This is a genomic window from Streptomyces sp. NPDC012794 (genome assembly GCF_042901085.1).
Taxonomy (GTDB): Bacteria; Actinomycetota; Actinomycetes; order Streptomycetales; family Streptomycetaceae; genus Streptomyces.
In genome coordinates this window covers 1-18,618 of sequence record NZ_JBIBCI010000016.1, presented here as the reverse complement: position 1 = coordinate 18,618, position 18,618 = coordinate 1, and the positions used below count along the sequence as shown (strand labels likewise).

General features: G+C 74.4%; 12 protein-coding genes. 7 read left to right on the top strand and 5 right to left on the bottom strand.

Going from position 1 to position 18,618, the window contains the following annotated elements:
• Positions 1 to 190 precede the first annotated feature (190 nt).
• Positions 191 to 1,309, bottom strand: coding sequence for a phosphoserine transaminase (serC, locus tag ACFY7H_RS25810; protein WP_388942204.1), 1,119 nt, complete (start codon positions 1,307 to 1,309; stop codon positions 191 to 193).
• Between serC and ACFY7H_RS25805 the strand changes: the two genes are divergently transcribed.
• Together ACFY7H_RS25805 and ACFY7H_RS25800 are read left to right on the top strand one after the other, a co-directional pair.
• Complete coding sequence (locus ACFY7H_RS25805) at positions 1,281 to 4,202, top strand: FAD-binding and (Fe-S)-binding domain-containing protein (RefSeq protein WP_388942200.1); 2,922 nt, start codon at positions 1,281 to 1,283, stop codon at positions 4,200 to 4,202. The genes serC and ACFY7H_RS25805 overlap by 29 nt on opposite strands.
• A gap of 81 nt (positions 4,203 to 4,283) precedes the next feature.
• Positions 4,284 to 5,324, top strand: coding sequence for a DMT family transporter (locus ACFY7H_RS25800; protein ID WP_388942562.1), 1,041 nt, complete (start codon positions 4,284 to 4,286; stop codon positions 5,322 to 5,324).
• Positions 5,325 to 5,822: 498 nt separating this feature from the next.
• On the opposite strand, the gene nadE is transcribed toward ACFY7H_RS25800, so the two are convergent.
• The 4 genes from nadE to ACFY7H_RS25780 all read right to left on the bottom strand — a co-directional run bounded on the left by nadE (position 5,823) and on the right by ACFY7H_RS25780 (position 10,499).
• The gene (gene nadE / locus ACFY7H_RS25795; RefSeq protein WP_388942197.1) at positions 5,823 to 6,644 is read right to left on the bottom strand and encodes an ammonia-dependent NAD(+) synthetase; all 822 of its coding nucleotides are present in this window, start codon (positions 6,642 to 6,644) and stop codon (positions 5,823 to 5,825) included.
• A gap of 19 nt (positions 6,645 to 6,663) precedes the next feature.
• Positions 6,664 to 7,380 carry a hypothetical protein gene (locus ACFY7H_RS25790; RefSeq protein ID WP_388942192.1) on the bottom strand — a complete coding sequence of 239 codons (717 nt, stop codon included), beginning with the start codon at positions 7,378 to 7,380 and terminating at the stop codon, positions 6,664 to 6,666.
• A 541-nt stretch (positions 7,381 to 7,921) separates the two neighbouring features.
• Positions 7,922 to 8,737 (bottom strand): alpha/beta fold hydrolase, encoded by an 816-nt coding sequence (locus ACFY7H_RS25785; RefSeq protein ID WP_388942189.1) that lies wholly within the window; start codon positions 8,735 to 8,737, stop codon positions 7,922 to 7,924.
• Between the two features lie 103 nt (positions 8,738 to 8,840).
• On the bottom strand, positions 8,841 to 10,499 hold the full coding sequence (locus ACFY7H_RS25780) for an alpha/beta fold hydrolase (protein WP_388942186.1): 1,659 nt from the start codon (positions 10,497 to 10,499) through the stop codon (positions 8,841 to 8,843).
• Between the two features lie 351 nt (positions 10,500 to 10,850).
• Between ACFY7H_RS25780 and ACFY7H_RS25775 the strand changes: the two genes are divergently transcribed.
• The 5 genes from ACFY7H_RS25775 (at position 10,851) to ACFY7H_RS25755 (ending at position 18,265) form a co-directional block, all read left to right on the top strand.
• Complete coding sequence (locus tag ACFY7H_RS25775; protein WP_388942184.1) at positions 10,851 to 11,756, top strand: TIGR03084 family metal-binding protein; 906 nt, start codon at positions 10,851 to 10,853, stop codon at positions 11,754 to 11,756.
• Positions 11,757 to 11,824: 68 nt separating this feature from the next.
• Positions 11,825 to 13,606 (top strand): acyclic terpene utilization AtuA family protein, encoded by a 1,782-nt coding sequence (locus ACFY7H_RS25770; RefSeq protein ID WP_388942559.1) that lies wholly within the window; start codon positions 11,825 to 11,827, stop codon positions 13,604 to 13,606.
• The gene (locus ACFY7H_RS25765) at positions 13,603 to 15,201 is read left to right on the top strand and encodes an acyl-CoA carboxylase subunit beta (protein WP_388942181.1); all 1,599 of its coding nucleotides are present in this window, start codon (positions 13,603 to 13,605) and stop codon (positions 15,199 to 15,201) included. Before ACFY7H_RS25770 ends, ACFY7H_RS25765 begins: the two co-directional genes overlap by 4 nt.
• A gap of 8 nt (positions 15,202 to 15,209) precedes the next feature.
• Complete coding sequence (locus tag ACFY7H_RS25760; protein WP_388942178.1) at positions 15,210 to 17,117, top strand: biotin carboxylase N-terminal domain-containing protein; 1,908 nt, start codon at positions 15,210 to 15,212, stop codon at positions 17,115 to 17,117.
• The gene (locus ACFY7H_RS25755) at positions 17,114 to 18,265 is read left to right on the top strand and encodes an acyl-CoA dehydrogenase family protein (protein WP_388942168.1); all 1,152 of its coding nucleotides are present in this window, start codon (positions 17,114 to 17,116) and stop codon (positions 18,263 to 18,265) included. Before ACFY7H_RS25760 ends, ACFY7H_RS25755 begins: the two co-directional genes overlap by 4 nt.
• Positions 18,266 to 18,618 lie beyond the last annotated feature (353 nt).

Below are 18,618 nucleotides of genomic sequence, written 5' to 3'. Positions count from 1 at the left end.
TACCGCGTGTTGAGGCCGCCCCCCGCCCGTGAGGTGGGTGAACACGGCGACGCCGCGGTCCCGTCGGCGTCCCGCCGCCGGGCCCCGGCACGGGAGCCCCCGGCGCCGGGAAGGCACCGGGGGCTCCACGTGTCAGGACGACACGTACGTCAGGCCCGCCCGAAGGCGGGAGCGGCGGTGAAAGCCGCGGTCAGAGCCGCTCGATGACGTAGTCGACGCAGGCGGTCAGCGCCTGCACGTCCGCCGGGTCGATCGCCGGGAACATCGCGACGCGCAGCTGGTTGCGGCCCAGCTTGCGGTACGGCTCGGTGTCCACGATGCCGTTGGCGCGCAGCACCTTCGCCACCGCCGCCGCGTCGACGTCGTCGGAGAAGTCGATCGTGCCGATGACCGCGGAGCGCTTGTCGGCGTCCTGGACGAAGGGGTTGGCGTACTTCGACGCCTCCGCCCAGCCGTACAGGTTGCGCGCGCTGGCCGCCGTGCGGGAGGTCGTGAACTCCAGGCCGCCCTGGGAGTTCATCCACCGCAGCTGCTGGTCCAGCAGGAACAGCGTGGACAGCGCCGGGGTGTTGTACGTCTGGTTCTTCAGCGAGTTGTCGATCGCCGTCGGCAGTGAGAAGAACTCCGGGATGTGCCGGCCCGAGGCGTGCACGCGCGCGGCACGCTCCAGGGCGGCCGGGGAGAACGCCGCCAGCCACAGGCCGCCCTCCGAGGCGAAGGACTTCTGCGGGGCGAAGTAGTAGACGTCCGTCTCGGTGATGTCCACCGGAAGACCACCGGCACCCGAGGTCGCGTCCACCAGGACGAGGGACCCGGCGTCCGCGCCCGCCACGCGCCGGACCGGAGCCGCCACACCCGTCGAGGTCTCGTTGTGCGTGTACGCGTACACATCCACGCCCGCCTCGGCGACCGGCTCGGGGTGCGTACCCGGCTCGGAGGAGATCACGGACGGCTCGTCCAGCCACGGCGCGAGCTTCGCGGCCTTGGCGAACTTGGACGAGAACTCGCCGAAGGTGAGGTGCTGGGACTTCCGCTCGATCAGACCGGCGGTCGCGACGTCCCAGAAGGCGGTGGAGCCGCCGTTGCCCAGGATCACCTCGTAACCCTCGGGCAGGGAGAAGAGGTCCCGGAGGCCCTGACGCACCGAGCCGACCAGGTTCTTGACCGGGGCCTGGCGGTGCGAGGTGCCGAGCAGGGAGGTACCGGTGGCGGCGAGGGCGTCCAGCGCCTCTGTCCGCACCTTGGAGGGGCCCGCGCCGAAGCGTCCGTCGGCGGGCTTGATGTCAGCGGGAATCTGGATCTCAGCCACAAGCGGAGCGTATCGGGTCCCCGACCGGCCTTCGGAGCCGCGTCCACCCGGTGAGACGGACGCGGGTGGGAAGGTGGGATCCGTGACGTCTCCAGGGAAACTCGAGCGGACCTTGCGGGCCGAGCTGCGCGGGGAGGTGGACTTCGGCGCCGCCGCACGGGCCCTCGCCACCATGGACGCCTCGAACTACCGGCGGGTACCGGTCGGCGTGGCCGCCCCGCGCGACGCCGACGACGTGGCGGCCGCCCTGCGGATCTGCGCCGACGCCGGCGTGCCCGTCGTACCGCGCGGCGGCGGCACCTCCATCGCCGGGCAGGCGACGGGCGCCGGGGTCGTGCTCGACCTCACCCGGCACATGAACGCCCTCGTGTCCGTCGACCGCGACGCCCGCACCGCCGTCGTCCAGCCCGGCCTGGTGCTCGACCGGCTGCGCGACGCGCTCCGCCCCTACGGGCTGGCCTTCGGACCCGACCCGTCCACCCATTCCCGCTGCACCCTCGGCGGAATGATCGGCAACAACGCGTGCGGGGCCCACTCGGTGGCCTGGGGCACCACCGCCGACAACGTGGCGGAGCTGAACGTCACCCTCTACGGGGGCGCCGCCCACCGGATCGGCACCGGCTGGTACGGGGCACCGGCGGGACTGCGGGAACTCGTCGAAGGCAACCTGGCCGTACTCCGCACCGGCCTCGCCGCCGGCTCCTTCTCCCGCCGGATCTCCGGCTACGGCGGACTCGACGCGCTGCTCCCCGAACGGGGCGTCCGCCTCGCCCGGGCCTTCTGCGGCAGCGAGGGCACCCTCGGCGTGGTCACGGAGGCGGTGGTGCGCCTCGTCGAACCGCCGCCCGCGCCGGTCCTCGCGGTCCTCGGCTACCCCGACGAGAGCGCGGCGGCCGACGCCGCCGCCGGACTCCTCGGACACGGGCCGCTCACCGTCGAGGGCATGGCCGAGGACCTGGTGCGCGGCGCCCGCGGGCTCCCCAGGGGCGGGGCCTGGCTGTTCGTGGAGATGCCGGACGAGGGAGCGGCCCGGCGCCTGCTGCGGGAGGCCGACGCCCTCGACGCGGCCCTGGTGACGGACCCGGCGGCGCAGCGCGCCCTGTGGCGGATCCGCGAGGACGCGGCCGGCACCGCCACCCGGACCCCGGACGGCGGCATGGCCTGGCCGGGGTGGGAGGACTGCGCGGTCCCGCCGACCCGGCTCGGCGCCTACCTGCGCGACTTCCGGGCCCTGCTGGCGCAGCACGGGCTGCACGGCACCCCGTACGGACACTTCGGCGAGGGCTGCGTCCACGTCCGCATCGACTTCGACCTGGTCTCCGCGGCCGGAGTGGCCCGCTTCCGCTCCTTCTCCGGAGAACTGGCCGACCTGGTCGTCTCCCACGGCGGCTCCCTGTCGGGGGAGCACGGCGACGGACAGGCCCGCGCGGAACTGCTGCCGCGGATGTACGGGCCGCGGGTCATGGAGCTCTTCGGCGCGTACAAGGACGTGTGGGACCCGGCGGGCGGCATGAACCCCGGGATCCTGGTCCGCCCGGCACGGCTGGACGAGAACCTCCGCTTCGCGGCGGTGGCGCGGGGCGCCGCGCTGGGCGAGGAGGTGGCCCGCTGCGTCGGCGTCGCCAAATGCCGGACCGCCGAACCCGGCGGGCCCGGGGTGATGTGCCCGTCGTACCGGGTCACCGGAGAGGAACGGCACTCCACGCGCGGCCGGGCCCGGCTGCTGCACGAGATGCTGACCGGGGAGGTCATCACCGACGGCTGGCGCTCGGCGGAGGTCGCCGAAGCGCTGGACCTCTGCCTGAGCTGCAAGGGCTGCCGCAGCGACTGCCCGGTGGGCGTGGACATGGCCGCGTACAAGGCGGAGTTCCTGCACCGTCACTGGTCCGGCCGGCTGCGCCCCCTGGCCCACTACACCCTCGGCGGTCTCCCGGCCTGGCTCCGCCTGATCTCCGCCCTGCGCGCGGCCCGCCTCGTCAACGCGGCCGGCCGCACCCTGCGCGTCCCCGGCCTGGCCCCCGAACGGCAACTGCCACCACTGGCACGGGTGCCGTTCACGCGGGGGTGGGGGCGGGGCGGGGGCCTTGGGGTGCGGGAGCGGGGCCGGGGGGTGCGGGAGGCGGGCGCGGCGGCGTCCGGTCCCGACGGGGCGGTGACCGTGACCCTGTGGCCCGACACCTTCACCGAACACCTCGCCCCCGAGGCCGGCCGCGCCGCGGTCCGGGTCCTGGAGGCGGCCGGCCTCGGCGTCACCGTCCCCACCCGCCGCCCGGTGTGCTGCGGGCTGACGTACGTCTCCACCGGCCGCCTGGACCGCGCCCGCAAGGTCATGCTGCGCACCCTCGACACCCTGGGGGAGGTACGCGACCCCGTGCTGCTCCTCGAACCCAGCTGCGCGGCGGCCCTGCGCACCGACCTCCCCGCCCTCCTCCCCGACGACCCCCGCGCCCACCGCCTCGCCGCAGCCGTCCGCACCTTCGCGGAGACCCTGGAGGAGTACGCCCCCCACTGGACCCCGCCCCGCCTGGACCGGCCCGTCGCCGGCCAGACCCACTGCCACCAGCACGCCGTCCTCGGGGACGCCGCCGACCGGCGGCTGCGCGAACGCGCCGGGCTCACGGGGGAGCTCAGCGGCGGCTGCTGCGGCCTCGCGGGGAACTTCGGCTTCGAACCCGGCCACCACGCCGTCTCGGTGGCGTGCGCGGAGGAACAGCTGCTGCCGTCGCTGCGCGACGCGGCACCGGACGCGGCGGTGCTCGCGGACGGGTTCTCCTGCCGCACCCAGATCGCGCAGCTCTCCGGACGCCGGGCGCGGCACCTGGCGGAACTGCTCGCGGAGGGGATGGGGGATGGGGGGAGGGGAGGGCCGGATTCCGGGGCGGATGTAAGGTAAAACACGGCGGGATGGTCCTTACGGACCCCTTAGTCTGGATTCATGCCCGCGCGCTCCTCCTCGTCCCCGACGACCCCCGCCATTTCCACTTCCGGTCCGGGTTCCGGTCCCGGGTCTGGTCCTGGGTCTGGTCCGGTTACCGGCCCGGTTTCAGGTTCCGTTTCTGGCTCCGGTTCTGGTTCCGGTTCCGTCTCCGGTCCGGTCGTTTCCGGCCCGGGTTCAGGTGCGGGTTCCCGCCGGGGCTCCGGCGCCGCCCGGGACTCGCGGTTCGGGCCGATCGCCCTGGTGGTCGCGGCCGGGGTGTCGGTGCAGTTCGGGGCCGCCCTCGCGGTGATGGTCATGCCCAGGGTGGGTGCGGCGGGCGTGGTCACGCTGCGGCTCGCGGCCGCCGCGCTGGTGCTGCTCGTCCTGTGCCGGCCCAGGGTGCGCGGGTACACGCGTGCCGACTGGGGCACCGTCGTCGCCTTCGGCGCCGCCATGGCCGGCATGAACGGCCTCTTCTACCAGGCCATCGACCGCATCCCGCTCGGCCCCGCCGTCACCCTGGAGGTGCTCGGCCCGCTGGCCCTGTCCGTGATCGTCTCGCGCCGGCTGGTGAACCTGCTGTGGGCCGCCCTGGCCCTGGCCGGAGTCGCCCTGCTGGCCGGACACGGCGGAGGGGGCATCGGCGGCCTCGATCTGCTCGGCGCGGGCTTCGCGGTGGGCGCGGGCGCCATGTGGGCGGCGTACATCGTCTTCAGCGCCCGGACCGGCCGCCGTTTCCCGCAGGCGGACGGACTGGCCCTGGCGATGGCCGTGGCCGCGGTCATCTCGCTCCCGCTGGGCGTGGTGGACGCGGGCTCCGCCCTCCTCACCCCGAGCACGCTGGCACTGGGCCTCGGCGTGGCGCTGCTGTCGTCGGTGCTCCCGTACACGCTGGAGCTCCTCGCCCTGCGCCGCCTCCCGGCCCCCACCTTCGCGATCCTGATGAGCCTGGAGCCGGCCATCGCGGCGACCGCGGGCTTCCTGCTCCTGAGCCAGGGCATGTCGGCGCTCGACGCGCTGGCGATCGCCCTGGTGATCGCGGCGAGCATGGGCGCGGTCAGGTCGCAGAGGGGGACGGGGCCCCGCGAAGCGGGGTGAGGGGCGGGGGTGCCGGCGGGGGCGGGTCGGGGAGGGTTTGGGGGTTCCCGTCAGTCCCATCGTCCTTCCGGTTCGTGCCGGCCCGTCAAGGGCGCTCCTTCGTCGCGTCACTGCGTGATCGCCTTCGGCGACCCTTGACAGGCCGTCCCGCCCCGGAAAGACAAGGACTGCCGGGAAGCCCCCAAAAGAACGGCACGGTCCATGGGGAAGGGACGGGCGTCTCAGCGATGAGACGGGCGGCCGGGCGTCGGTCCGCCGGGCATCCGGGCCCCTAGAGACCCTCGGCGGTCCACCCCCGCGCGTCAGATCGCTACGCGCTCCTCCCGGCTTGGCGTCCGGCGACCGTCCTGGGCTGATACCCGCAGAAATGACGTCAGAGCCCCTTTCGGGACCGGTGGGCGCGTCAGATCGCTACGCGCTCCTCAGATCTCGGCGTCCTCCAGCCGTCTTGGGCTGATACCCCGCACCTCATGCTGACCAGGGCAGCATCCGGGAGGCTCAGGGGGCGATGGGGAGCTGGCGCTTGTGCTCGGTGAGGCGGTAGCGGTGGACGATCGTCTCGAAGGCGCGCTCGTTCACCGGCTTGCCCTCGAGGAAGTCGTCGATGTCGTCGTACGTGACGCCGAGGGCGTCCTCGTCGGCCTTGCCCGGGTCGAGGGTTTCCAGGTCGGCCGTCGGGGTCTTCCACACCAGCTCGGCGGGCGCGCCCAGCGCGTCCGCGACGGCGCGCACCCGGCGCTTGGTCAGACCGGTCAGCGGGACCACGTCCGCCGCGCCGTCGCCGAACTTGGTGAAGAAGCCCGAAATGGCCTCGGCGGCGTGGTCGGTGCCGACCACCAGACCGGCGTGCGCGCCGGCGACCGCGTACTGGGCGATCATCCGCTGACGGGCCTTGATGTTGCCGTGCACGAAGTCCTGGTGGTGGGCGTCGCGGAAGCTCACGCCGGCGGCCACCGACGCGTCGAGCGCCGCGTCGCTGGCGGGCTTGATGTCCACGGTCAGCACGTGGTCGGCCTGGATGAAGGACAGCGCGAGCTGCGCGTCGTGCTCGTCGGCCTGGACGCCGTAGGGCAGCCGCATCGCGTAGAACTGCGCCTCGTGCCCGGCGGCACGGGCCCGCTCGACGGCGAGCTGGCAGAGCCGGCCCGTGGTGGTCGAATCCACGCCGCCGCTGATGCCGAGTACGAGGGACCGCAGACCGGTGGAGGTCAGCCGCTCGGTGAGGAAGGCCACCCGGCGCTCGATCTCCCGCTCGGCCTCGAAGGTCTCGGCGACCTGGAGTTCCCGCGCGATCTCCTGCTGCAGGGCGATGGCACTCACGTCTGCTCCTTGTTCCGGTTCACGATGTGCCGTTCACCCTAGCCGGAAGAGCGTTTTCCGCGAGGAACCGGTGGGCGGCCCGCAGACCCGCCTCGTCTCGCGCCCAGAGTCCCCACTGCGCCAGCCGCTCCTGCTCGAAGAGCTCCGCGAACGTCCTCCACAGGTGCACCCGGAACCCGTCGGACTCCCACCACCACTCCGTGTGGCCTGAACCCTCGATCAGCGGCAGCCGTGACGCCGCCTCCCACACCCCTGCCGTGGACTGCTGTGGCTCCGGCTCGATCACTGGAATCCACCTCTCGCACTCCCAGTACAGGGCGTCCGCCTCGATGAGGGCGTCAGGATCCGGAAACACAGCCACGTCCCGCCCGAACCGGTACACCACCGTGCCGTCACCCCGGAGCGCGACGGTGTAGGGATGCGCCACCTCGTGGTCGATGAACTCTCCCAACGGCCCGTGTTCGGTGCTGTCCACGTAGTACGGCCAGGGCTGGAAGCGGATCTCCTCCTCGAACGACCACGCCGAAGACCTGTAGACCAGCCCGCCGTAGCGGGCCTGTGCGCGCCGGAGGCCGGCGAGGACCATCGCCGTGTCCACGCCGGGGAAGGCCGCGAGCCGCTCGGCGACCTCGCCCGGGTTCTCCCTCACAGGGAAAGGAACGGTGCGGCCCTGCGCGGACAGGAAGCGCCGCCCCCTGTCGGTCAGCGCTCCTGGCGCGTTGAGTATGTGCGGCACCTCCCCATGATGGCCCTCACTCGTCAGCACGGGCAGCACCCAGACGGCGTCAGCCGCCGAGAGATGAGGGGCGTAGCGATCTGACGCGCCCACATGTCCCCAATGCTGCCCTGATCGTCATTTGGTGCGGGTATCAGCCGAGGACGGTCGTCGGACGCTATGGCGGGAGGAGCGTTTAGCGATCTGATGCGCCTGCCGGTCCCGGATGGGGTTGTGATCGTCATGTGGTGCGGATAGTCGGCCCGTGGGCCTGGCTGGGCAGTGCGCGGGCCCGAATGCGGGACATGGCCAGGGCCCGGCCGCCCGTCTCGTCACTGAGGGAGCCGCTCCCCTTCTCCTGCCCCGTGACCGTTCTTTTGGGGGCTTCCCGGCAGTCTTTCGGCTTTCCGGGGCGGGCTGGTCGGTCAAGGGTGGCCGAAGGCCATCGCGTAGCGACGCGACGAAGGAGCGCCCTTGACGGGCCGGCACGAACCGGAAGGACGATGGGACTGACGGGAAACCCCCGAACCGGCTCTGACACGCCCCGCCGGCACCCCGCCCCCTACACCTCGCCCCGCCCCGCCCCCTCCAGGAACCGGTGTACCGCCGCCGCGAAGGCCTCCGGGGCGGCGGTGTGGACGAAGTGGTCGGTGTCGAGTTCCGTCAGGGTGGTGCCGGGGCGGCGCTCGGTCATCGCCCGGGCCTGATCGGCCGGGATGACCCCCCGGGTGCCGCGGACGAGCAGTGCCGGGCAGGTGCCCGCCGTCCAGTCCGCCCAGTGGTCGCCGTGGACGTGGTGCTCGGAGTCGTACATCTCCGCGGGGCGGAACGGCAGGCGCCAGCTGCCGTCGGCGTTCTCCCGGAGCCGGTCGGCGAAGTACGGCGCGGCCGCCCCGAGGCCCGCGAGCAGCGCCTCGCGGGTCGGGGCCTCGTGGGGCAGGCCCAGCAGGAAGCCCAGCGGGTTCGAGCCGTCCAGCCCGAGCGCAGCCGGGCCCTCGGCGTTCACGAGGGCGCTCACGCGCTCGGGGTGGCGTGCGGCGAACTGGTAGGCGTTGATGGCGCCGAGGGAGTGCCCGAGCAGGACGACGCGGTCCAGTCCGAGGTGGTCCAGCAGGCAGCCGATGTCGGAAAGGTAGCCCTCCCGCGTGTAGTCGGCGGCGCTGTCGGACTCGCCCTGGCCCCGCTGGTCCGGGGCGACCACCCGCCACTCGGGGCCGAGGGTCCGGGCGAGGGCGGCGAAGGTGACGCCCTCGGACAGGTGGCCGTGGAGGGCGACCAGCGGACGGCCGGTGCCGCCGAAGTCCAGGTACGACAACCGCCGTCCGCCGAGCAGCAGTTCAGAGCGGCTGGTGGCGGTGATGGCGGTTTCGGCGGCCATGGTGGGTCCCTTCGCGGTTCGTTCACGCCTTGACCTGATGAACCCTACCCAGCATCTATACGGTTGTTCAATACGTGTGTATAGGCGGCTGTCCCGGCACCCCTCACCCCACCGGCACCTCCACGTACGACGGCGTCGGCTCCGGCGAGGTGAACGCCAGCGTCGCGCGTGGCAGGTTGGCGTCCCCGTAGAAGGGGTCACGGGCGGTCGCCACCAGCAGGAGGCGGTGCCCGCGCGGGACGTCGTACGCCGTGGCCTGGAGGTCGATGTCCGCGCTCACCAGGCTGTCGGGCGGGGAGTGCAGGTCGCTGAACGGGGCGTGGCAGATCAGCCGGGACGAGCCGTCCGGGGCGAGGTCCAGGAGGTACGCGACGAAGGTGGAGCCGGAGTTCGCGGCGCGGTACGTGACGCGCAGGCGCGGGATCCCCCGTACGCGGAGGGTCGCTTCGGCGGCGGGGCCGGTCCAGGCGGCGGTCACCGACGAAGCCGCGGCGGCGTCGACCTCCCCGGCCGGGTACGACTTCGGCCGGCCGGCCATCTCCGCGTACCCAGAGCGCACGACCGCGTCGGCCGCGGTGACCGGGGTGTCCACCCCGCACAGCAGGCCCGCCGTCCAGCCGTGCTCGGGCTCGCCGGCCAGTTCCCCGCGCCCCGTCAGGTACAGCCGGCGGACCTCGGTGCCGGGGGCGGGCAGACCGTCGGCGGGTTCGAGGGCGCGGGTCCACATCACCTCGGAGAGCACTCGCGCCTCCCCGTCCACCCCGTTGGCGGCGTCGCGCAGGTGGTGGTCGAACCAGCGGTGCGCGTCCGTCCACACCGTGCTCGGGAGTCCGAGCAGCCCCGCGCTCTCGGGGCCGACATGGTCCCCGACGGACAGGTCGAGGCGCTTGGGGCCGGTGAGTTCGTCGAACAGCCGCAGCGTCTGGTTGGCGGGGAAGAGCGTCTCGTGCCAGGCGTGCGAGAAGAGGACGGGCAGCCGCCGGCGGTTGAACTCCTTGACGTGGCCGAAGGGCGAGCGCCGCTGCGCCCAGAGCCGGGCCCCCCCGGCGTCCCGGCCGGCCAGGACGTCCTCCAGGGCCCGTTCCGTCTCCGGGCTCAGCCGGGCCCGCTCCGCCGCCCTGAGCAGGGCGTGCACGGCGGCGGTACGGCGGGTGGAGTTCTCGTGCAGGACGGCGCCGAGGTCGCCCCAGGTGCTGAGCGCCGCCACCGCGTCGACCCGGGGGTCGTGCGCGGCGGTGAGCAGGCCGATGCCGGCGCCGTAGGAGACGCCGAGGAAGCCGATCCCGGTGACCGGGCCGGCGGCGCGTTCCAGGAGGTGGTCCAGGGCCCGTCGGCCGTCGGCCACGTCCAGCGGCCCGGCGAAGTCGGCCTGGCCGTCGGAGCGGCCGAACCCCCGGGCGGTGTAGGCGAGGACGTCGTAGCCGCGCGCCGCGAACGCCGTGGCCTGGACGGCGTACGCGGTCCAGCCCAGGCCGGTCCACGGCGAGGGCATCACCACCGCCGCCCGCGGCCGGGGCCCGGTGTGGCGCCAGAGCGCGGCGTCGAGCAGGTCGCCGCAGGCCCCGGTCACCTCGCCCCGGCTGAAGACGGCCACGGCCCGTAACGCCTGGACCTCGGCGGCGCGCGCGGGCGGCAGGGCGCTGAGGTCGCCGCTCTCCAGGGCGGTGGCGAAGGCGGTGAGGGCGGTCGCGTCGAGCTCGGGGTAGAGGGAGGGGGCGTGGGGCGGGGAGGGGAAGGAGGCTGGGGCAGCGGGGTTCTTCACGGCGGGCCGTCCTCGTCGTCGGTGGCGTGGAGGGGCGCGTGGAGGGAGGCGGTGCGGAGCCCGGCGCGGCGGCCGCACGGGCGGGAAGCCCCCAGTATCGGCCCGGGCGGGCGCCGTCAGGCCGCCTTCCCGGCGTACGGCCGGAACCGTCCCTGATCGTTGCGGACGTGGCCCGTCGCTGTCCTCGTCCGGGCCTCGGGTGATGACCGGTACGCCCCAAATCCCCGAGCAGCAGCGTGCGTTGACCGCCCTGGCGTGAATGCCGTCCACTTCAGCCAAATCATGCAAGCACGCTTGATTGTTTTAGTGGAGGCTGCCAGGCTTCCCCGCACGCCGAGAGGGGAGCACGCCGTGCCCGATCCGTCCGCCGTCGACGCCGCCGCCGTTTTCACCGGTCTTCTCGCCGACCTCCGGGAGGAGGGCCGCGAACTCGAAGCGCTCGTCACCGGGTTGCCCGGCCCCGCCTGGACGCGGCCGACGCCCGCGCCCCGGTGGAGCGTCGCCCACCAGATCGCCCACCTGCACTGGACCGACCGGGCCGCGCTGCTCTCCCTCACCGATGCCGGGGCGTTCGCGCGCATGGTGGATCAGGCGCTGAAGTCCCCGGAGTCGTTCGTCGACGAGGGCGCCGAGGAGGGGGCCGCGCTGGCGCCCGCCGAGCTGCTGGACCGCTGGCGGGAGGGCCGGGCCGCCCTCGAATCGGCGCTCGCGGCCGCCTCCCCCGACGCCCGGTTCCCCTGGTACGGGCCCCCGATGAAGGCCGCCTCCATGGCGAGCGCCCGGCTCATGGAGACCTGGGCGCACGGCCAGGACGTCGCCGACGCGCTCGGCGTACGGCGGACCCCGACGGCCCGGCTGCGGCACGTCGCGCGGATCGGGGTGCGGGCGCGCGACTACGCGTACGCCGTCCGGGGCCTGCCGGCGCCGGAGGGCGAGTTCCGGATCGAGCTGACGGCTCCGGACGGGGACGTGGTGTGGACGTACGGCCCCGCCGATGCCCCGCAGCGGATCACCGGACCCGCGCTGGACTTCTGCCTGCTGGTCACGCAGCGCGCCCACCGCGCCGACCTCGGCCTCACCGCGACAGGCCCCGACGCCGACCGCTGGCTCGGCATCGCCCAGGCCTTCGCCGGTCCCGCGGGACCGGGCCGGGAGCCGCAGGACCGGGGGGCGCGGGACCGGGAGGCGCCGCCGGGGGCTCCCGGGGGAACGCCCCGGACGGCCACCGGGGGGACCGTGCGGGGGACCGCCCGGTGACGCGCCGGGCCCTGCGCGTCGGCAACGCGTCCGGCTTCTACGGGGACCGGTTCGACGCCGTGCGCGAGATGCTGACCGGCGGACCGCTGGACGTGCTCACCGGCGACTACCTCGCCGAGCTCACCATGCTGATCCTCGGCCGCGACCGCCTGAAGGACCCCGCCCTCGGCTACGCGAAGACCTTCCTGAAGCAGCTGGAGGAGGGCCTCGGGCTCGCGCGCGAGCGGGGCGTGCGGATCGTGACGAACGCGGGCGGGCTGAACCCGGCCGGGCTGGCCGCGGCCGTACGGGCGCTGGCGGCCGAGGTGGGGGTGCCCGTCTCCGTCGCGCACGTCGAGGGCGACGACCTGATGCCGTACGGGAAGGACGCGCTCACCGCCAACGCCTACCTGGGCGGTGCCGGGATCACCGCCTGCCTGCGGGCCGGCGCGGACGTGGTCGTGACCGGCCGGGTCACGGACGCGGCACTGGTGAGCGGGCCGGCCGCCTGGTGGTTCGACTGGGGCCCGCACGAGTACGACCGGCTGGCGGGGGCGGTGGTCGCGGGCCACGTCCTGGAGTGCGGTACGCAGGCCACCGGCGGGAACTACTCCTTCTTCACCGGCCACGACGTGCGGCGGCCCGGCTTCCCGCTCGCGGAGGTCTCCGAGGACGGTTCGGCGGTCGTCACCAAGCACCCGGGCAGCGGCGGGGCCGTCACCCCGGGCACCGTCACCGCCCAACTCCTGTACGAGACACAGGGCGTGCGCTACCTGGGCCCCGACGTCACCGCCCGCCTGGACACGGTCCGCCTCGCCCCGGACGGCGAGGACCGGGTCCGGATCAGCGGAGTCCGGGGGGAGCCCCCGCCCACCACCCTCAAGGTCGGCGTCAGCCGCGTCGGCGGCTGGCGCAACGAGGTGGTCTTCGTCCTGACCGGCCTCGACATCGAGGCCAAGGCCGCCCTGGTGCGGGCACAGCTCGCCGAAGCGCTGCGCGGGGTGGACTCCGTCCGCTGGACCCTCGCCCGCACGGACCACGCGGACGCCGACACGGAGGAGGCGGCGAGCGCCCTGCTGCGGCTGGTGGTGCGAGACCCCTCCCCGGACCGGGTGGGGCGGGCGCTGACCTCGGCGGCGGTCGAGCTGGCCCTCGCCAGCTATCCGGGCTTCCACGTGACGGCCCCGCCGGGCCCCGCGCAGCCGTACGGGGTGTTCACCTCGGCCCTGGTCCCGGCCGGGTCCGTCCCGCACACGGCGGTCCTGGAGGACGGCACCCGCCTGCCGGTCCCGGCCCCGCCGCCGCCCGCCGCCCCGGATCCGGCCCCGCCGGTCCTGTCCCCGGCCCCGCCGCCCGCCGCCCCGGATCCGGCCCCGCCGGTCCTGTCCCCGGCCCCGCCGCCGGCAGCGGACCCGGGGGCCGCCGGCGCGGCCCGGGGCGGCCACAGGGCGACCACCCGTGCCCCGCTCGGGTCGGTGGCCGGGGCCCGGAGCGGGGACAAGGGCGGCGACGCCAACGTCGGGGTGTGGGTGGAGGACGACGCCGCCTGGCAGTGGCTGCGCCACGCCCTGACGGTGGAGGCGTTCCAGAGCCTGCTCCCGGAGACCCGGGGGCTGCCCGTCGCCCGCCACGAGCTGCCGAACCTGCGCGCCCTGAACTTCACCGTCCCCGGCCTCCTCGGCGACGGCGCCGCCTCCGGCCACCGCTTCGACCCGCAGGCCAAGGCCCTCGGCGAATGGCTGCGCGCCCGCCACCTCGACGTCCCGACACACCTCCTCCCCGCCGCCCCGCCCCCGCCCGGGCAGCCCGACACCCCGCCCCCGCCCCGGCTTCCCGACAGCCCGCCTCCCGCACCTGAGGGGACCCGATGACCCGCCTCGGTACCACCGTCGATCCGCTCGCCGCCGAGCACACGAAGGCCCGTACCGCCGCCCTGGAGCGGCTCGCGGAGCTCGCGGCCGAACACGCCAAGGCCCTCGCCGGCGGCGGCGAGAAGTACACCGCCCGGCACCGCGACCGCGGCAAGCTGCTGCCCCGCGAGCGCGTCGAGCTGCTCCTCGACCCCGACACCCCGTTCCTGGAGCTGTCCCCGCTCGCCGCCTGGGGCAGCGACCACCCGGTCGGCGCCTCGATGGTCACCGGCATCGGCACCGTCGAGGGCGTCGAATGCCTGATCACCGCCAACGACCCCACCGTGCGCGGCGGCGCCAGCAACCCCTGGACCCTGAAGAAGGCGCTGCGGGCCAACGAGATCGCCCGGCAGAACCGGCTGCCCCTGGTCAGCCTCGTCGAGTCCGGCGGTGCCGACCTCCCCTCCCAGAAGGAGATCTTCATCCCGGGCGGCGCGATCTTCCGCGACATCACCCGGCTCTCGGCCCAGGGCGTCCCGACCGTCGCCGTCGTCTTCGGCAACTCCACCGCCGGAGGCGCGTACGTCCCCGGGATGTCCGACCACACCGTCATGATCAAGGACCGGTCCAAGGTCTTCCTCGGGGGCCCGCCCCTGGTCAAGATGGCCACCGGCGAGGAGAGCGACGACGAGTCCCTCGGCGGTGCCGACATGCACGCCCGCGTCTCCGGCCTCGCCGACCACTACGCCCTCGACGAGTACGACGCCATCCGCCAGGCCCGCCGCATCGTGGCCCGGCTCAACCACCGCAAGCCGTACGCCGAACCGCCCCGCGCCGAGGAGCCGCTGTACGACCCGGAGGAGCTCCTCGGCATCGTCCCGGCCGACCTGAAGACCCCCTTCGACCCCCGCGAGGTCATCGCCCGCATCGTCGACGCCTCCGACTTCGACGAGTTCAAGCCCCTCTACGGCACCAGCCTCGTCACCGGCTGGGCCACCCTGCACGGCTACCCGGTCGGCATCCTCGCCAACGCCCAGGGCGTGCTGTTCAGCGCCGAGTCGCAGAAGGCCGCCCAGTTCATCCAGCTCGCCAACCAGCGCGACATCCCGTTGCTCTTCCTCCACAACACCACCGGCTACATGGTGGGCAAGGAGTACGAGCAGGGCGGCATCGTCAAACACGGCTCGATGATGATCAACGCGGTGGCCAACTCCCGCGTCCCGCACCTGTCCGTCCTCATCGGGGCGAGCTACGGGGCCGGGCACTACGGCATGTGCGGGCGCGCCTACGAGCCCCGCTTCCTCTTCGCCTGGCCCAGCGCCAAATCCGCCGTCATGGGCCCCCAGCAGCTCGCCGGAGTGCTGTCGATCGTCTCCCGCCAGTCCGCCGCCGCGAAGGGCCTCCCGTACGACGAGGAACAGGACGCCGGGATGCGGGCCTTCGTCGAGGCGCAGATCGAGTCCGAGTCCCTGCCCCTCTTCCTGTCCGGGCGGCTGTACGACGACGGCGTCATCGACCCCCGCGACACCCGCACCGTCCTCGGCCTGTGCCTGTCGGCCGTCCACAACGCCCCCGTCGAGGGCGCCCGCGGCGGCTTCGGCGTCTTCCGGATGTGAGCCCCCACATGACCGCACCCATCACCTCCCTCCTCGTCGCCAACCGGGGCGAGATCGCCGTCCGGATCTTCCGTACGGCCCGCGACCTGGGCCTGGCCACGGTCGCCGTCCACTCCGACCCCGACGCCGACGCCCTGCACGTCCGCAGCGCCGACGCGGCCGTCCGCCTGCCGGGAGCCGCACCCGCCGACACCTACCTGCGCGGGGACCTGCTGATCGAGGCGGCCCGCACGGCCGGCGCGGACGCGGTGCACCCCGGGTACGGCTTCCTCTCCGAGAACGCCGACTTCGCCCGCCAGGTCCTGGCCGCCGGCCTGACCTGGGTCGGGCCGCCGCCTGCGGCCATCGAGGCCATGGCCTCCAAGACCCGGGCCAAGGACCTCGTGCGCGCCGCGGGCGTTCCCCTCCTCGACCCCGTCGACCCGGCCGCCGCCACCGCGGCGGACCTGCCCCTCCTCCTCAAGGCCGCCGCGGGCGGCGGAGGCCGCGGGATGCGCGTCGTACGCGACCTGGACTCCCTCAAGGAGGCCATGGAAGCGGCCCGCGCCGAGGCACGGTCGGCCTTCGGGGACGACGAGGTCTTCGCGGAGCCGTACGTGGAGCGCGGCCGCCACGTCGAAGTGCAGGTCCTGGCCGACGGCCACGGCACCGTCTGGGCGCTCGGCACCCGCGACTGCTCCCTCCAGCGACGCCACCAGAAGGTCATCGAGGAGGCCCCGGCCCCCGGCCTGCCCGCAGCGCTGCGCGAGCGGCTCGCCACCGCCGCCGTGGCCGCCGCCCGGGCCGTCTCGTACCGGGGCGCGGGCACCGTCGAGTTCCTCGTCGGCGCCGACGGCCGCCCGTACTTCCTGGAGATGAACACCCGCCTCCAGGTGGAACACCCCGTCACCGAAGCCGTCCACGGCCTCGACCTGGTCGCCCTCCAGCTGCGGATCGCCGAGGGCGCAGCGCTGCCCGCCACCCCGCCGGAGCCCGCCGGCCACGCCGTCGAGGCCCGTCTCTACGCGGAGGACCCCGCCCGGGACTGGCGCCCGCAGACCGGGGTCCTGCACACCCTCGACGTGCCCGGCCGCGTCCGCGTCGACTCCGGCTTCGCCGCCGGGGACACCGTCGGCATCCACTACGACCCCCTGCTGGCCAAGGTCGTCGCGCACGCGCCCACCCGCGCCGAGGCGGTCAGGATCCTCGCGGACGCCCTGACCCGGGCCCGGATCCACGGGCTCACCACCAACCGCGAACTCCTCGTACGCTCACTGCGGCACCCGGAGTTCGCCGCCGGCCGGCTCGACACCGGCTTCTACGAACGCCACCTCGCCGCCCTCGTCCAGGACGCCCCGGACCCCACGCTCGCCTGCCTCGCCGCAGCGCTCGCCGAAGCGGCCCCGGCCGCCGGCGCCGGCCTCGCCGCCCGTCTCGGCGGCTGGCGCAACCTCCGCTCCCAGCCGCAGAGTCGCCGGTACACCGTGGCGGGCACCGTCCACGAGGCCCGCTACGCACCCGTGGAACAGCCGGGCGTCCGCGTCCTGGCCGCCACCCCGGAGGCGGTCACCCTCGAAGTCGACGGTGTCCGGCGGGTGTTTCACGTGAAACACAACGCGGACGACGAGGTCTACGTGGACTCCCCATTCGGCTCCCACACCCTCGTGCCCGTTCCCCGGTTCCCCGACCCCCAGGACCGCGCCGAACCGGGATCGCTGCTCGCCCCCATGCCCGGCACCGTTGTCCGCATCGCCGAGGGCCTCGCCCCCGGCAGCACCGTCACCGCCGGGCAGCCCCTGCTGTGGCTGGAGGCCATGAAGATGGAGCACCGCATCCTCGCCCCCGCCTCCGGCACGCTCACCGCGCTCCACGCCGTCACCGGCCGACAGGTCGAGTTCGGCGCCCTGCTCGCCGTAGTCCAGGAGGAACAGCCGTGATCGAGACCGAAGAGCACCAGGCCCTGCGCAGCGCCGTCGCCGCCCTCGGGCAGCGCTACGGCCGCGACTACCTCGCCCGCGTCGCCCGCGAGGGCCGCCACCCCGACGAACTGTGGGCCGACGCCGCCAAGCTCGGCTACCTCGGCGTCAACCTCCCCGAGGAGTACGGCGGCGGGGGCGGCGGCATCGCCGAACTCTCCATCGTCCTGGAGGAACTGGGTGCGGCGGGCTGCCCCCTGCTGATGATGGTCGTCTCACCGGCCATCTGCGGCACGGTCATCGCCCGCTTCGGCACCGAGGCCCAGAAGAGCGCCTGGCTCCCCGGCCTGGCCGACGGCAGCCTCACCATGGCCTTCGGAATCACCGAACCCGACGCCGGCTCCAACTCCCACCGCATCACCACCACCGCCCGGCGCGACGGCGACGACTGGATCCTCACCGGCCGCAAGGTCTTCATCTCCGGCGTGGACATCGCCGACGCCACCCTCGTCGTCGGCCGCACGGAGGACGCCCGCACGGGCCGCCTGAAGCCCTGCCTGTTCATCGTCCCGCGCGACGCCCCCGGCTTCTCCCGCTCGGTCATCGACATGGAACTCCAGGCGGCGGAGAAACAGTTCGAGCTGGTCATCGACGAGGTCCGGCTGCCGGCCGAAGCCCTGGTCGGCGACGAGGACGCGGGCCTGCTCCAGCTCTTCGCCGGGCTCAACCCCGAGCGCGTCATGACGGCCGCCTTCGCCATCGGCATGGGCCGCTACGCCCTGTCCAAGGCGGTGGAGTACGCGAGGACCCGCCAGGTGTGGAAGGAGCCGATCGGCGCCCACCAGGCCGTCGCCCACCCCCTGGCGGCGGCGCACATCGACCTGGAACTGGCCCGCCTGATGATGCAGAAGGCGGCGCAGCTGTACGACGCGGGGGACGACATGGGGGCCGGGGAGGCGGCGAACATGGCGAAGTACGCGGCGGGGGAGGCGTGCGTCCGCGCGGTGGACCAGGCGGTGCACACCCTCGGCGGCAACGGGCTCACCCGCGAGTACGGGCTGGCGTCACTGATCACGGCGGCCCGTGTCGCCCGCATCGCCCCCGTGAGCCGGGAGATGATCCTCAACTTCGTCTCCCACCAGACCCTGGGCCTCCCCAAGTCGTACTGATCGACCGCCCCTTCCCCGGAGCTCCGCCCCGGCCCCCGCGCCTCAAACGCCGGCGAGGCTGGAGTTGCGGGCGAGGCGGCCGACAACTGGGTGTGCCAGCACCACGCCGGCGCGGGCAAAGGCACGGGCGGGCGGCCGGACAGCGGACGTGAGGGGGCGGGGACGGGGTGGGGTGTCGTCCGGGGCCAAAACGAGATGGATTCGGCGCCCGGTACCCCGTACGACTCAGACCCGGAGCAGGCGCCGAACATCGAAGCCCGCCCCGGACGACACCCCCCCCCCGCCCCGCCCCCCCCCCCCCCCCCCCCCCCCCCCCCCCCCCCCCCCCCCGGCCCCCCCCCCCCCCCCCCCCC

Coding starts and splice junctions, on each gene's coding strand:
- ACFY7H_RS25805 (WP_388942200.1), top strand. CDS start 1,281: ATGTCAGCGGGAATCTGGATCTCAGCCACAAGCGGAGCGTATCGGGTC.
- ACFY7H_RS25785 (WP_388942189.1), bottom strand. CDS start 8,737: ATGGCCGCCGAAACCGCCATCACCGCCACCAGCCGCTCTGAACTGCTG.
- ACFY7H_RS25770 (WP_388942559.1), top strand. CDS start 11,825: ATGCTGACCGGCGGACCGCTGGACGTGCTCACCGGCGACTACCTCGCC.
- ACFY7H_RS25765 (WP_388942181.1), top strand. CDS start 13,603: ATGACCCGCCTCGGTACCACCGTCGATCCGCTCGCCGCCGAGCACACG.
- ACFY7H_RS25760 (WP_388942178.1), top strand. CDS start 15,210: ATGACCGCACCCATCACCTCCCTCCTCGTCGCCAACCGGGGCGAGATC.